Genomic DNA, 14,576 nt, shown 5'->3' on the forward strand with positions numbered 1-14,576 from the left:
CTGCCCTCCCCCGCCTGAGTGCCGGCGCCCGGCCCGCTCGCCGGCGCGTCGTCGGCGCGTACATGGCCGCCGCGCAGTGCGGAGGCGAGCGCGGAGACGAGGGCCATGCCGGCGGCCACGCAGAACACGACGGCCAGACCGTGGTGGAACGGGCCGGAGACCAGCCCGGGGAAGAACGTGTGGCCGGTCAGGGTGGAGCGCTGGGCCGCGGTCAGCCGGTCCAGGGTGTGCGCGCCGAGCAGATGGCCGATGGGGTTGTTGCCGAGGAACGTCGCGAACAGAGTGCTGACCGGCGGCAGCGAGGCCACCTGGTGAGCGGTCCCGGCCGGCACGCCGTGCGCCCGCAGCCCGCTGCTGAGCGTCGACGGCAGCGAGGCCGCGAGGCCGGAGACCATCAGCGAGAAGAACACGCCGATGGACAGGGCCGTGCCCGAGTTCTGGAAGGTGGAGCGCATGCCGGAGGCCACGCCCCGGTACCGGGCGGGCACGCTGCCCATGATGGACGAGGTGTTGGGCGAGGAGAACATGCCCTGGCCGAGGCCGTTGAGCAGCAACAGCGCGGCGAACAGGCCGTAGTCGAAGTCCACCGGCAGGGCCAGCAGCCCGAGGAAGGACGCGGCCACGACGATCAGCCCGGCGGTGGAGAAGATCCGGGCGCCGAACCGGTCGGACAGGTACCCCGAGACGGGGCCGGCGACGAGGAAGCCGAGGGTGAGCGGCAGCATGAAGATGCCGGCCCACAGCGGGGTGTCCTCGAAGTCGTAGCCGTGCAGCGGCAGCCAGATGCCCTGGAGCCAGATGATGAGCATGAACTGCAGCCCGCCGCGGGCGATCGCGGTCAGCAGGGCGGCCAGGTTGCCCGCGGCGAAGGCACGCACCCGGAACAGCGACAGCCGGAACATGGGCTCGGCGACCCGGGTCTCGACGAGGCAGAACACCAGCAGCAGGAACACGCCGCCGCCCAGGCCCGCCAGCACCAAGGGGTTGGTCCAGCCCGTGGCGTGGCCGCCGTAGGGCTGGATGCCGTAGGTGATGCCCGCGAGCAGGATTCCGGCGCCCACGGCGAAGGTGAGGTTGCCCAGCCAGTCGACGCGGCCGCGCCCGCCGGCCGCGGTCTCGCGCAGGCTCAGGTACGACCAGACGGTCCCGGTGACGCTGACCGGGACGCTCACCCAGAACACCGCCCGCCAGTCCACGGCGGCCAGCAGGCCGCCGGCGAGCAGGCCGAGGAACTGCCCGGCGAGCGCGGTGATCTGGTTGATGCCGAGAGCCATGCCGCGCTGCCGGGCCGGGAAGGCGTCGGTGAGGATCGCGGCCGAGTTGGCGGTGAGCATGGAGCCTCCGAAGGCCTGCACGATGCGCCACAGGATCAGCCACAGGGCGCCAGCGCCGGCCCGGAAGGGGTCGAGCGACAACGCCACGGAGGCGCACGCGAAGACCAGGAAGCCCAGGTTGTAGATCCGCACCCGGCCGAACATGTCGCCGAGCCGTCCGAGGACGACCACCAGCACGGCCGACACGAGCAGATAGCCGAGGATCATCCACAGCAGGTAGCCGATGTTGCCGGCGGCGAGCGGGTCCAGGCCGATCCCGCGGAAGATCGCCGGCAGCGAGATGATCACGATGGAGGCGTCCATCGTGGCGATGAGGACGCCGAGGGTGGTGTTGGAGAGGGCGACCCACTTGTATCCCGGGCCGGGGGGCGTGTCCCGCAGGCGGGCCGAGCGGGCCAGGAGGCGGGCGCGTATGCCCGCGCCGGGCGTGGTGCCGTTCACAGTCGTTCCGCCAGTCGGTCGAGCAGGGGCAGTGCGTCGGTCAGGGCCTGCCGTTCCTGCGGGGTGAACTCCTCCAGGGCGTGGGCGAGCCGGCTGACGGACTCCGAACGGCGGTGCTCCAGCATGGTCCGGCCCTCCTCGGTGAGGGAGAGGACGGCCCGGCGCCGGTCGGCCGGGTCGGGCGCACGGCTCACCAGGCCGCGCTGTTCGAGCCTGGCGAGGGTGCCGGCCATCGCCTGCGGCCGGACCCGTTCCCGTTCGGCGAGCGAGCCGGGCGAGTCCGGTCCGTTGCGGGCCAGCCGCGCCAGCACCGAGACGCCGGAGAGGGAGATGTCGCCCACCGCGTGCGCCTGGCGCAGCCGGCGCACGATGCGGCCCATGGCCAGGCGGAGCGCCCCTGCGAGTGCCACCGTGTCCTGAGGCCGGCCGGCGGCGCGGCCGCGTTCGGTCCTGTCTGCCACATCCATGATTAGTAACAATAGGTTTATCAGTCTGGACTGTTCAACCATGGACGGGTCATCGGCGGCCGTTTCGGGCGACGGCGCGGTGGCAAGCCTGGGAGTGTGCACCACCGGCACCTCCCGGCTCCGGCCAGGTGGAGGGGTGCAACCGGAGGATTTCCGGCGCACGTCCCTTTGATCGACGGACCAGCGGGTAGCCGGAGCAGAGGACGGCACGATCCTCCGCGTTCACAGGGAGGGCCCGCCCCCGGAGGAAAAGGGCGACGAGGTATGGACATCCCGCTCAGGACGCATGGGACGACGCAGGACCGCCCGGCTTCCCTGCGCTACAGCCGCACCTGGGAGACCGGCGCGCCCGGCATCGCCGACGCGCGGGACGCCGTCGCGAGCCTGCTCGCCGGGGCGCACCCGGTGCCCGCGCTGCGCGCCGTGCAGGACGCGCAGCTCGTCGTCAGCGAACTCGTCACCAACGCGGCCAAGCACGCGCCCGGCCCGTGCGCCCTGCTCCTGGAGCTGCTGCCGGGCGCCCGGGCGCTGCGCATCACGGTGACGGACACCTCCGCCGAGCCGCCGCGCCGGCGCCCGCCCGACCCGGGCCGCGTCGGCGGCCATGGACTGCACCTGGTGGCGTTGCTGACGAACGCCCTGGAGGTGAGCCGGCTGCCGCACGGCAAGCGGGTCACCGCGACCGTTCCGCTCGGCGCCCCGGCCGGATGAGCCCGCGGTACCTCACACGTTCACCTGATCCGTCCTCCTCGGCCGGCGGACGGGTCGGCGGCATGCGCGGTCGTCATGCGGGCAGCCACCGCCGGACGCGGTCGATGAGGTCGTGGGCGTCCACCGGCTTGGTGACGTAGTCGGTGGCCCCGGAGGCGAGGCTCTTCTCCCGGTCGCCGTGCATCGCCTTCGCGGTCACGGCGATGACCGGCAGGTCGGCGTACTGCGGCATGCCGCGGATCTCCGCGGTGGCGGTGTAGCCGTCCATCTCCGGCATCATCACGTCCATCAGCACGAGTTCGACGTCCGGGTTCTCCACCAGCGTCTCGATGCACCTGCGGCCGTTCTCCGCGTGCAGCACGCGGAAGCCGTGCAGTTCGAGGATGCCGCTGAGGGCGAACAGGTTCCGGGCGTCGTCGTCGACGACGAGCACCGTACGGCCGCGGGTGCGCTCGTCGATCGGATGGGGCTGCGTGATCTGCGGTTCGTCGGTGCGGACCAGGGTGAGCACCTCGCCCGGCTCCTCCGCCGACAGGTGCAGCGCGATCCGCTCGCGCAGCTCGTCCAGGCTGTAGAGGTACTCCAGTGGGCCCTCCGGCTCGTCGGCGGCGGGCTCCGTGCGGTGCGAGCTGTGCACCAGCACGGGGACGCTCGCGGGGGCGGAGTCCCCGCGCAGAGCCTGCAGGAAGCGAGCCGACTCCCCGTCCGGCGTGCCGACTTCGACCACGACGCAGCGGCAGGGCGCGGCGGCGAGCGCACCGGCGGCCTCGTGCGCCCCGACCGCGGTGATGATGTCGACGGGGGCGCCACCGGCGTCGGCCCGGCCCTGCTTGAGGTCCCTGACCACGCTCTCGGCGACCAGGGTCAGCAGGCCGCGCGGGCGCTGCTCCACCACCAGCAGCCTGCGGGCCCGCTGCCGCTTCGCGGTGACCAGCGGTGCCTGCGCCGTGAGCTCGATCCCGTTCGTGCCGCTCGCCGGGGCCTTTCCGGCCGCCTCGGCGGCGCCGCGTCCGTCGCGCAGGGCCTCCTCGAAGTCCGGCCGGGAAACGGGGAGGAAGAGGGTGAAGGTGCTGCCCCTGCCCAGGGTGCTGTCCACGGTGACCGCGCCGCCGAGCAGGTGGGCGATCTCCCGGGTGATGGACAGACCGAGCCCGCTGCCGCCGTACTTGCGGCTGGTGGTGCCGTCCGCCTGCTGGAAGGCGCCGAAAATGGTCTCCAGCTGCTGTTCCGGGATGCCGATGCCGGTGTCCTCCACCCGGAAGGCGACGACCGGGCCGCCGCGCACCACGCCGTCGGGAACCTCCCCGTCCGCGGCCGGTTCCACGAGCAGGGCGACCCCGCCCTGCTCGGTGAACTTGACCGCGTTGGACAGCAGGTTGCGCAGGACCTGACGGAGCCGGGAGTCGTCGGTGAGCAGGCCGGCGGGGGCTCCGGGCGCCGTGGTGACGGCGAAGTCCAGACCCCTCTGCGAGGTCATCGGACAAAAGGTGGCCTCGACGTACTCGATCAGCCGGCGCAGCGGCACCCGCTCGGGGGTGACGTCCATCTTGCCCGCCTCGACCTTCGACAGGTCGAGGATGTCGTTGATCAGCTGGAGCAGATCGGAGCCGGCGGAGTGGATGATGCCCGCGTACTCGACCTGTTTCGGGGTGAGGTTGCGGGAGGGGTTCTGCGCCAGCAGCTGGGCGAGGATGAGCAGGTTGTTGAGCGGGGTGCGCAGCTCGTGGCTCATGTTGGCAAGGAACTCGGACTTGTACCTCGAGGCGAGCGACACCTGCTGGGCGCGCGCCTCCAGTTCCTGCCGGGCCTGCTCGATCTGCAGGTTCTTCGCCTCGATGTCGCGGTTCTGGTCGGCCAGCAGGGAGGCCTTCTCCTCCAGTTCGGCGTTGGAGCGCTGCAGCTCCTCCTGCCGGGCCTGCAACTCGGCGGAGCGGGACTGCAGCTCGCTGGTCAGGCGCTGTGACTCTCCGAGCAGTTCGTCGGTGCGCGCGTTCGCGACGATGGTGTTGACGTTCACGCCGATCGTGTCCACCAGCTGCTGCAGGAAGTCGCGCTGGACGGGCGTGAACCGGGTGACCGAGGCCAGCTCGATCACGCCGAGGACCTGCTCCTCGAAGACGATGGGCAGCAGCAGCAGCGCGGCGGGCTCGATCCGGCCGAGACCGGAGGAGATGGTGACGTAGCCGGGCGGCAGCTCGTCGACGGCGATCGTACGGCGGCTGCGCGCGGCCTGGCCCACGAGGGAGCGGCCGAACGGGATGCGGACGGGGCGGGTGTCCTCCTCGGGCCGGCCGTAGGAGCCGACGAGCCTCAGCTCGGGGCGCGGGTCACCCTCCTCGGCGAGGTAGAAGGCGCCGTACTGGGCGGACACCAGCGGGGCCAGCTCGTCCATGATCAGCTCGGCGACGACCGGCAGGTCGCGGTGGCCCTGCATGAGGCCGGAGATCCGGGCGAGGTTGGTCTTGAGCCAGTCCTGCTCCTGGTTGGCCCGGGTGGTCTCGCGCAGGGACTCCACCATGGAGTTGATGTTGTCCTTGAGGTCGGCCACCTCGCCGGAGGCGTCGACCGTGATGGACCGGGTCAGGTCGCCCTCGGCGACGGCGCTGGCGACGTCGCCGATGGCGCGGACCTGACGGGTCAGGTTCCCGGCGAGTTCGTTGACGTTCTCGGTGAGCCGCTTCCAGGTGCCGGAGACGCCCTCGACCTCGGCCTGGCCGCCGAGCAGGCCCTCGGTGCCGACCTCGCGGGCCACCCGGGTCACCTCGTCCGCGAACGCGGACAGCTGGTCCACCATCGTGTTGATGGTCGTCTTCAGCTCCAGGATCTCACCGCGGGCGTCGACGTCGATCTTCTTGGACAGGTCGCCCTTGGCCACGGCCGTGGTCACCAGCGCGATGTTGCGCACCTGGCCGGTGAGGTTGTTGGCCATGGAGTTGACGTTGTCGGTGAGGTCCTTCCAGGTGCCGGCCACGTTGGGCACGTGCGCCTGGCCGCCGAGCCGACCCTCGGTACCCACCTCGCGGGCCACCCGGGTCACCTCGTCCGCGAACGCCGACAGCTGGTCCACCATCGTGTTGACGGTCTCCTTCAGCTGAAGGATCTCGCCCCGGGCGTCGACGTCGATCTTCTGGGACAGATCCCCCTTGGCCACGGCGGTGGCGACCTGGGCGATGTCGCGCACCTGCGTGGTGAGGTTGCCCGCCATCGCGTTGACGCTGTCGGTGAGGTCGGCCCAGGTGCCGGAGACGCCCGGCACCTGCGCCTGCCCGCCGAGGGTTCCCTCGGTGCCCACCTCACGGGCCACGCGGGTCACTTCGGACGTGAACACGCTCAACTGGTCCACCATGCCGTTGAACACGGTGGCGATGTCGCCCATGAGTCCCACGGCGTCGTCGGGGAGCCTGGTGCCGAAGTCCCCGTCGCGCACCGCGGTCAGTCCCGCGAGCAGTCTCCTCAGTTCCTGGTCCCCCGGGACCGTGTCGGTCGTCCCGGTCGCCTTGCCGGCCATGCGCACCCTCGTTCCGCTCCCCAGGAGCCCTCGTGCGAAGAGCTCGCAACCACCGCCGGGCACACGGCCTGACCCGGCGCTTGGCGTGTGCGTTTCCGCAGTTCACGGATGTGCACGAAGATTGCCGCGCACCCGGCGGCGACCGCGTGGGGCACGGCCACGCCGGCCACGCCCGGCCCGCCCGACAGCAGGGCGGGCCCGGCACCCCGACCACCCGGCCCACGCCCTGCCCCAGCGGTCGGGCGGCGACGGCGCCGGACAGGTTCCCCACGGCGACCTCCTCGGCAGCGGCACAGCCGACCGCGTCACCGGGTAGCCGCCACGCCGCTCCCGCAAACTGCGGCGGGCCTCACGCCCCGAGGCCGTTTCGGACGCGCGGAGCGGGGGCACCCGTGCCACGCCCGGACGAGAGCACCGAGAGTGAGGAAGCCGGCACCGGGCGGAAGGCGAGCACGCGGTGGCGGTGTCGGAGGAACAGGGGTCGTTCCGGGGCGGGGGTCGTGGGGAACGCCTGGTGACAGCGGTCGATCGCCGGATGCCGGTCGTCTCGGCGCGCAAGCGGTTCCCGCGCAAGGCTCGTCCCGGCCACTGGTCGTGCCCGCGGGGCGAGCCGGCGCCCCGCAGCCCGGTCGTCCTCGTCCTGACGGGCGTCTTCCTCACGTTCTTCCTCCCCCGTCCGCCACCCGGACATGACGGAGCGGCCGTACACCGGCTCCGGGGACGGACGCCGGGTGGAGTGCGTGCGGGCTGCGCCGGGCGAGGTGACGGAGGAGGCTGGGGAGTGACGAGCGAGGAGGTACGGCGATGAGCGACGGCGACGAGGTCCGCGGGAATCTGCTGTACGGCCCCCAGCCGGACGTGGCCGGGGCCTCCGGCTACCCCGACGCCCCGCCCCGGATGGGCTTCTTCACGGACACCTCGGTGTGCATCGGCTGCAAGGCGTGCGAGGTGGCGTGCAAGGAGTGGAACGCCATTCCGGAGGACGGCCTCGAACTGACCGGCATGTCGTACGACAACACGCAGAGCCTGGGCGCCGACACCTGGCGGCACGTGGCCTTCATCGAGCAGCGCAAGCCCTTCGGCGGCCAGGAGCCCGGGGTCGCCCACGAGGACGTCGACATCTTCGCAGCCGCCTCCCGGCTGGGCGCCGACGCCGCCTCCCCCGGCCCGGGCGCCACCGCTCCCCCGCCCGGCCAGGCTCCCGAGGCGGCGCCCGCCGGCCGGATCTCGCCGCTCTCCCCCGACGGCCGCACCGAGCTGCGCTGGCTGATGTCGTCGGACGTGTGCAAGCACTGCACGCACGCGGCGTGCCTGGACGTCTGCCCCACGGGGGCGCTGTTCCGCACCGAGTTCGGCACGGTCGTCGTGCAGGAGGACATCTGCAACGGCTGCGGCTACTGCGTGCCCGCCTGCCCGTACGGCGTGATCGACCAGCGCAAGGAGGACGGCCGGGCGTGGAAGTGCACCCTGTGCTACGACCGGCTCGGCGTCGGCATGGAGCCCGCCTGCGCCAAGTCCTGCCCGACCGAATCCATCCAGTTCGGCCCGCTGGAGGAGCTGCGGGAGCGGGCCCGCGGCCGGGTCGCGCAGCTGCACGCGGCCGGGGTGAGCGACGCCCGCCTGTACGGCGAGAGCCCGGACGACGGGGTCGGCGGCGACGGGGCGTTCTTCCTGCTGCTGGACGAGCCGGAGGTCTACGGCCTGCCCCCGGACCCGGTGGTGACCACCCGGGATCTGCCGGACATGTGGCGCCACGCCGCGCTGGCCGCCGTCTCGCTGGCGGCCCTGGCCCTGGGAAGCTTCGCACGGAGGCCGCGATGAGCGAGTCGGACGTCACGCGCGACGGCGTGCAGGGCGCACGGCCCGGCCGGCAGGCGCCGACCGGTGCGCACGCGGGGCGCCGCGGGCGCCGGCGCCGGCGCGGCGAACAGCCGATGGTGCCGGACGCCACGTTCTCGTCGTACTACGGCAAGCCCGTGCTGAACAAGCCGACGTGGGAGCCGCTGGACATCGCCGGCTACCTGTACCTCGGCGGTCTCGCGGGAGCCTCCTCGCTGCTGGCGGCCGGGGCCGAGGCCACCGGGCGGCCGGGCCTCGCGGCTCCCGCGAAGCTCGGGGCCGCGGGAGCGATCTCACTGTCGCTGGCCGCGCTCGTCCACGACCTGGGCCGCCCGGCCCGGTTCCTGAACATGCTCCGGGTCTTCAAGCCCACCTCACCGATGAGCGTGGGCTCCTGGCTGCTGTCGGGATACGCGCCGCTGACCCTGGCCGCCGCGGCGACAGAGGTGACGGGCCGGTACCGGCTGCTGGGCTCGGCCGCCACGGCGGCGTCCGCGGTGCTCGGCCCGGCGGTGGCCACGTACACCGCCGTGCTGATCTCGGACACGGCGGTGCCCTCCTGGCACGAGGGGTACCGGGAGCTGCCGTTCGTCTTCGCCGGTTCGGGGGCGACCGCCGCGTCCGGGCTGGCGCTGCTCGCGACCCCGGCCGCCGAGGCGGGACCCGCCCGCCGGATGGCCGTCCTCGGGGCCGCCCTGGAGCTGGGCGCCTTCCGGTCCATGAAGCGCCGCATCGGCCTGGCCGCCGAGCCCTACGAGCAGGGCCGTCCGCATCTGCTGCTGCGGGCGGCGGAGCTGCTGACGGCCGGCGGCGCGGCCCTCGCCCTCCTGGGCGCACGGGACCGGCGTCTCGCGGCACTCGCCGGCGCCGCCCTGCTCACCGGTTCCGCGGCGCTGCGCTTCGGGGTGTTCCACGCCGGGGTGGCCTCGGCAGAGGACCCGAAGTACACGGTCGTGCCGCAGCGCGAGCGGCTCACCTCCCGCCACCCCTGACGGGCCGGCCGCCGAGCCGGAGCGCCAGGTTCGGCAGCGACGTGCCGCCGGGGCCGCTCAGCCGGTGCCGGGTGCGGGCGAGAACCGGCGGCCGGTACAGCACGGGGCCACCGACGGAACCGGTACAGCACGGGGCCACCGACGGAACCGGTACAGCACAGGGCCTCCGGCGGAACCGGTTCGGCGACGGGGGCACCACCGGGAGCGGCGTGCCCACACGCCCCGCCGGTTTGGCCCCCCTCGGCGCGGGTACCCCGCGCCGCACCGGGATGCCGGTCACGCGGGACGGCAGGAAAATGAAGAGGTCGAGCGGGAGGAGCCGGACATGGGCGTACGCACCTGGATCGACTCCTGGCCGGTCTACCGCCAGCTCAAGGGCACGGACCCGCTGGGCCGGGGCGCGGCGGCGAAGAGCGGACGCAGCGCACGGCTGGAGCCACGGGTCGCCACGGCCGACCGGGTCGTGAAGTCCGTCTGCCCGTACTGCGCGGTCGGCTGCGGCCAGAACGTGTACGTGCAGGACGACCGGGTCACCCAGATCGAGGGCGATCCGGACTCCCCGATCTCGCGCGGCCGGCTGTGTCCCAAGGGCGCGGCGAGCCTCCAGCTGACCACCGGCGACGCCCGCGAGTACCAGGTTCTCCACCGGCGCCCGCACGGCACCGAGTGGGAGCGGCTGGACCTCGACACCGCGATGGACATGATCGCCGACCGGGTGATCTCGGCGCGCCGGGCCGGCTGGCAGTGGGAGGTCGACGAGACCCGCACCCGGCGCACGCTGGGGATCGCGAGCCTCGGCGGGGCCACGCTGGACAACGAAGAGAACTACCTGATCAAGAAGCTGTTCACGGCTCTGGGTGCGATCCAGATCGAGAACCAGGCGCGTGTTTGACACTCCTCCACCGTTCCCGGTCTGGGAACCTCGTTCGGACGCGGCGGCGCGACCACCTTCCAGCAGGACCTGCAGAACGCGGACTGCATCGTCATCGAGGGCTCGAACATGGCCGAGTGCCATCCGGTCGGGTTCCAGTGGGTGATGGAGGCCAGGGCGCGCGGCGCGAAGCTGATCCACGTCGACCCGCGGTTCACCCGCACCAGCGCACTGGCCGACGTGCACGTGCCGCTGCGCGCGGGCACGGACATCGCCTTCCTCGGCGGGATCGTCAACTACGTCCTCACGCACGGGAAGTACTTCCGCGACTACATCGTGGCCTACAGCAACGCCCCGGTGATCCTGCGCGAGGACTTCCGGGACACCGAGGACCTGGCCGGCGTGTTCTCCGGCCTGAAGGCCGACAGCCGCTCGTACGACAACGCCAGCTGGCAGTACGAGGGCAGCGAGATGCAGGCGGCCGCCGGGCAGCGCGACCAGGAGTACGAGGAGCGCACCCGCGGCGGCAGTTCGGTGACCGAGGCGGCCCGCGGCGAGGCGCACGGCGCCGGCGGCGCGGTGATCGGCGAGGGCGAGCCGGAGCGCGACGAGACGCTGACCCACCCGCGCTGCGTCTTCCAGGTGCTCAAGCGGCACTTCGCCCGCTACACGCCCGAGATGGTCGAGGAGATCTGCGGCGTGCCGCAGGATCTGTTCCGTCAGGTGTGCGAGCTGGTCACGGAGAACTCCGGCCGGGACCGGACCACGGCCTTCGCGTACGCCGTCGGCTGGACGCAGCACACGGTGGGGGTGCAGTACATCCGTACGGCAGCCGTGCTGCAGACCCTGCTCGGCAACATCGGCCGGCCGGGCGGCGGCATCCTGGCGCTGCGCGGGCACGCCTCCATCCAGGGGTCCACGGACATCCCGACCCTGTTCAACCTGCTGCCGGGCTACATCCCGATGCCGCACGCCCACCAGCAGCAGGACCTGGACGCCTTCGTCGAGGCCGAGGCGACCCACAAGGGCTACTGGGGCAACATGCGCTCGTACCTGGTGAGCCTGCTCAAGGCGTACTGGGGTGACGCGGCGACGGCCGAGAACGACTTCTGCTTCGACTACCTGCCGCGCCTGACCGGCTCGCACGCGACGTACGAGACGACGATGGCCCAGCTGGAGGGCGTCTGCAAGGGCTACTTCCTGATGGGCGAGAACCCGGCGGTGGGCAACGCCAACTCCAAGCTGATGCGGCTAGGCATGGCGAACCTGGACTGGCTGGTGGTCCGCGACTTCTCGCTGATCGAGTCGGCGACCTGGTGGAAGGACGGCCCGGAGATCGAGACCGGCGAGCTGCGCACGCAGGACATCCGCACCGAGGTGTTCTTCCTGCCGGCCGCCGCGCACACCGAGAAGGACGGCAGCTTCACCAACACCCAGCGCCTGCTGCAGTGGCACCACCAGGCGGTCGAGCCGCCCGGCGACGCGCGCAGCGACCTGTGGTTCGTCTATCACCTCGGGCGCAGGCTCCGGGAGAAGCTCGCCGGGTCCAGCGACGAGATGGACCGGCCGCTGCTCGACCTCGCCTGGGACTATCCGACGACGGGCCGGATCGCCGAACCGGACGCGGAGGCCGTGCTCGCCGAGATCAACGGCCGTGACGCCGAGGGCAACCCGCTGTCCTCGTACGAGCAGCTGAAGCCCGACGGCTCGACGTCCTGCGGCTGCTGGATCTACTGCGGCGTCTACGCCGACGGCGTCAACCAGGCCGCGCGCCGCAAACCCGGCCGCGAGCAGGACTGGGTGGCGGCCGAGTGGGCGTGGGCGTGGCCGGCCAACCGCCGCATCCTCTACAACCGTGCCTCCGCCGACCCCGAGGGCAAGCCGTGGAGCGAGCGCAAGGCCCTGGTGTGGTGGGATCCGGACAGGGGCGAGTGGTCCGGACACGACGTCCCCGACTTCAAGAAGGACAAGGCCCCGGACCACGAGCCGCCCGAGGACGCGACCGGCCCCGAGGCGCTGTCCGGCCGGGATCCGTTCATCATGCAGGCCGACGGCAAGGCCTGGCTGTACGTGCCGTCCGGACTCACCGACGGGCCGTTGCCCGCGCACTACGAGCCGCAGGACTCGCCGTTCCCGAACCTGCTGTACGAACAGCAGCGCAATCCGGTGCGGCAGCTGCTGCCCACGGTGTCCGACAACCGCTACCAGCCGAGCGGTGACGAGCCCGGGTCGCAGGTGTTCCCGTACGTGGCCACCACCTACCGGCTCACCGAGCACCACACGGCGGGCGGAATGTCGCGCTGGCAGCCGTATCTGGCCGAGCTGCAGCCGGAGTTCTTCTGCGAGGTCTCGCCGGAGCTGGCCGCCGAGCGGGGCCTGGCGCACACCGGTTGGGCGACGATCGTCAGCGCGCGCGGGGTGATCGAGGCGCGGGTGCTGGTGACCGACCGGATGTCGGCGCTGACCGTGCAGGGGCGCCGGCTGCACCAGGTCGGGTTGCCCTACCACTGGGGCCCCAACGGCTACAGCACCGGGGACGCGGCGAACGAGCTGCTGCACCTGTCCCTGGACCCGAACGTCCACATCCAGGAGGCGAAGGCGTTCGCGGTGGACATCCGCCCGGGCCGCCGCCCGCGCGGCCCGGCCTCCGTGGAGCTGGTGCGGTCCTACCGGGCCCGGGCGGGCATCGACGAGCACACCGGCACGGAGCCGTGAGGCCCTGCACCGCCACGGAGCCGTGACGCCTCGCACGGCCACGCAGCCGTGAGGCCGCACCGGCACGACGCCATGCGGCCCGACACCGACACGACGCCGTGACGCCTCGCACGACGGCCACGAAACCGTGAGGCCGCACCGGCACGACGCCATGCGGCCCGACACCGACACGACGCCGTGACGCCCTACCGGAGCACGACGGTGTGGGTGCCGTCGGCCGGCACCAGCTCCCCCACCACGGGCGCGCCGGGCACCTCGCCTGCGACGAGCAGCCCGCCGGACGTCTGCGCGTCGGCCAGCAGCAGCCGTGTGCCGGCGTCGGCGGCGCCGAAGTCGGTGTGCGGCGCGACCCATTCCAGATTGCGCCGGGTGCCGCCGCTGACGAACCCGTCGCGCACGGCCTCCCGGGCACCGTCCAGGTAGGGCACGGCGGCGGTGTCCACCACGGCGGTCACCCCGGAGGCCCTCGCCAGCTTGTGCAGATGGCCGAGGAAGCCGAACCCGGTGACGTCGGTGGCGCAGGTGGCGCCGGCGGCGAGTGCGGCCTCGGCGGCGTCCCGGTTGAGCGCGGTCATGGTGGCGACGGCTTGCTCGAACCGCTCGCCGGTCGCCTTGTGACGGTTGTTCAGCACGCCGAGGCCGAGCGGCTTGGTCAGGGACAGCGGCAGTCCGGGCCGGCCGGTGTCGTTGCGCAGCAGCCGGGCGGGGTCGGCGACGCCGGTGACGGCCATGCCGTACTTCGGCTCGGGATCGTCCACGCTGTGCCCGCCGCCGACGTGGCAGCCGGCCTGCGTGGCGATGTCGAGCCCGCCGCGCAGCACCTCGCGGGCCAGGTCGAAGGGGAGCCGGTCGCGCGGCCAGGCCAGCAGGTTGACGGCGAGCACCGGCCGGCCGCCCATCGCGTACACGTCCGACAGGGCGTTGGCGGCGGCGATGCGCCCCCAGTCGTAGGGGTCGTCCACCACTGGGGTGAAGAAGTCGGCCGTGCACACCACGGCCGTGGCCGGCTGTCCGGGCAGGGTGACGACGGCCGCGTCGTCCCCGGTGGCCAGGCCGACCAGCAGCGGGACGTCGCCGGCGGCCGGCTGCGCGGTGGTCAGCCCGCCGACCACCTGCTCCAGCTCGCCGGGCGGGATCTTGCAGGCGCAGCCGCCGCCGTGGGCGAACTGTGTGAGGCGGACGGCCGCTTGGCGGGTCGGTGTCATCGCGATCTCCTGGGGCACTAGCCTGACGAGCGGTGGAGGCGTGTGGGTGCCTGGTGGCCCTCCCGGTCTTCAAAACCGAGGTGCCCGAGGATCTCGGGCAGGCGGGTTCGATTCCCGTCCGCCTCCGCTCCCCGGCCCGGGCCGGCAGCGTCGGTGCTGATCGTCGACGCGCTCCGTGAGGCCCCGGGCGTCCAGGAACTCCAGCAGCGGTACGGCCACCCGGCGGGTGGTGTCCAGGGCGCGCCGTGCCTCGCTGAGCGTGAACGGCTGGGGCAGGGTGCGCAGCACGGCGGCGGCCTCGGCGTCGGCCCCCGGCAGCAGCACGATCGAGTCGGCGATGCGCAGCAGGGCGCCCGCAGCGACGGCGGCGGCCAGCGCCTTGCGGGTGAGGCCCAGTTCGCCGAGCCGGCCGGCCTCCGGCGCGCGGAAGGGCGCACGGGCCAGGTCCCGGCGCACGGCGTCCACGGCGGCCCGGACGGGCGGGGGCAGCGCG

8 protein-coding genes, 1 tRNA gene and 1 pseudogene are annotated in these 14,576 nt (G+C 72.9%); 5 read left to right on the plus strand and 5 right to left on the minus strand.

Annotated features, from left to right (window positions below; all coding sequences use genetic code 11):
* Both ACLU3S_RS30335 and ACLU3S_RS30340 read right to left on the minus strand, forming a co-directional pair.
* On the minus strand, nt 1-1,637 hold a 1,637-nt coding region (locus ACLU3S_RS30335), incomplete at its 3' end, for an MFS transporter (protein WP_413955183.1).
* Nucleotides 1,638-1,771: 134 nt separating this feature from the next.
* On the minus strand, nt 1,772-2,242 hold the full coding sequence (locus ACLU3S_RS30340; RefSeq protein ID WP_413955176.1) for a MarR family winged helix-turn-helix transcriptional regulator: 471 nt from the start codon (nt 2,240-2,242) through the stop codon (nt 1,772-1,774).
* A 264-nt stretch (nt 2,243-2,506) separates the two neighbouring features.
* Here ACLU3S_RS30340 and ACLU3S_RS30345 point away from each other — a divergent pair, with 264 nt between their 5' ends.
* Nucleotides 2,507-2,953, plus strand: a complete 447-nt coding sequence (locus ACLU3S_RS30345) for an ATP-binding protein (protein WP_413955177.1) — start codon at nt 2,507-2,509, stop codon at nt 2,951-2,953.
* Nucleotides 2,954-3,026: 73 nt separating this feature from the next.
* On the opposite strand, the gene ACLU3S_RS30350 is transcribed toward ACLU3S_RS30345, so the two are convergent.
* Nucleotides 3,027-6,461 carry a HAMP domain-containing protein gene (locus ACLU3S_RS30350; protein ID WP_413955178.1) on the minus strand — a complete coding sequence of 1,145 codons (3,435 nt, stop codon included), beginning with the start codon at nt 6,459-6,461 and terminating at the stop codon, nt 3,027-3,029.
* Between the two features lie 804 nt (nt 6,462-7,265).
* Here ACLU3S_RS30350 and ACLU3S_RS30355 point away from each other — a divergent pair.
* The 3 genes from ACLU3S_RS30355 to fdh all read left to right on the plus strand — a co-directional run bounded on the left by ACLU3S_RS30355 (nt 7,266) and on the right by fdh (nt 12,878).
* Nucleotides 7,266-8,282 carry a 4Fe-4S dicluster domain-containing protein gene (locus ACLU3S_RS30355; protein WP_413955179.1) on the plus strand — a complete coding sequence of 339 codons (1,017 nt, stop codon included), beginning with the start codon at nt 7,266-7,268 and terminating at the stop codon, nt 8,280-8,282.
* The gene (nrfD, locus tag ACLU3S_RS30360) at nt 8,279-9,292 is read left to right on the plus strand and encodes an NrfD/PsrC family molybdoenzyme membrane anchor subunit (protein WP_413955180.1); all 1,014 of its coding nucleotides are present in this window, start codon (nt 8,279-8,281) and stop codon (nt 9,290-9,292) included. The genes ACLU3S_RS30355 and nrfD overlap by 4 nt, the downstream gene beginning before the upstream one ends.
* Nucleotides 9,293-9,617: 325 nt before the next feature.
* On the plus strand, nt 9,618-12,878 hold the full coding sequence (gene fdh, locus ACLU3S_RS30365; protein WP_413955181.1) for a formate dehydrogenase: 3,261 nt from the start codon (nt 9,618-9,620) through the stop codon (nt 12,876-12,878).
* 185 nt (nt 12,879-13,063) lie between these two features.
* On the opposite strand, the gene selD is transcribed toward fdh, so the two are convergent.
* Nucleotides 13,064-14,083: a selenide, water dikinase SelD gene (selD, locus tag ACLU3S_RS30370; RefSeq protein WP_413955182.1), complete on the minus strand. Its 1,020-nt coding sequence runs from the start codon at nt 14,081-14,083 to the stop codon at nt 13,064-13,066.
* Nucleotides 14,084-14,117: 34 nt separating this feature from the next.
* Here selD and ACLU3S_RS30375 point away from each other — a divergent pair.
* Nucleotides 14,118-14,210: transfer RNA gene (locus tag ACLU3S_RS30375), tRNA-Sec, on the plus strand.
* A 14-nt stretch (nt 14,211-14,224) separates the two neighbouring features.
* Here the strand turns inward: ACLU3S_RS30375 and ACLU3S_RS30380 are convergent.
* Nucleotides 14,225-14,576: pseudogene (locus ACLU3S_RS30380) on the minus strand (SelB C-terminal domain-containing protein); the annotation flags it as partial.

This window comes from Streptomyces sp. AF1A, from assembly GCF_047340315.1.
GTDB lineage: Bacteria > Actinomycetota > Actinomycetes > Streptomycetales > Streptomycetaceae > Streptomyces.

What these genes read in the sequence shown, in the direction of transcription:
- ACLU3S_RS30340 (WP_413955176.1), bottom strand. Translation starts at nt 2,242, where the DNA reads ATGGATGTGGCAGACAGGACCGAACGCGGCCGCGCCGCCGGCCGGCCT.
- ACLU3S_RS30345 (WP_413955177.1), top strand. Translation starts at nt 2,507, where the DNA reads ATGGACATCCCGCTCAGGACGCATGGGACGACGCAGGACCGCCCGGCT.
- ACLU3S_RS30350 (WP_413955178.1), bottom strand. Translation starts at nt 6,461, where the DNA reads ATGGCCGGCAAGGCGACCGGGACGACCGACACGGTCCCGGGGGACCAG.
- ACLU3S_RS30355 (WP_413955179.1), top strand. Translation starts at nt 7,266, where the DNA reads ATGAGCGACGGCGACGAGGTCCGCGGGAATCTGCTGTACGGCCCCCAG.
- nrfD (WP_413955180.1), top strand. Translation starts at nt 8,279, where the DNA reads ATGAGCGAGTCGGACGTCACGCGCGACGGCGTGCAGGGCGCACGGCCC.
- selD (WP_413955182.1), bottom strand. Translation starts at nt 14,083, where the DNA reads ATGACACCGACCCGCCAAGCGGCCGTCCGCCTCACACAGTTCGCCCAC.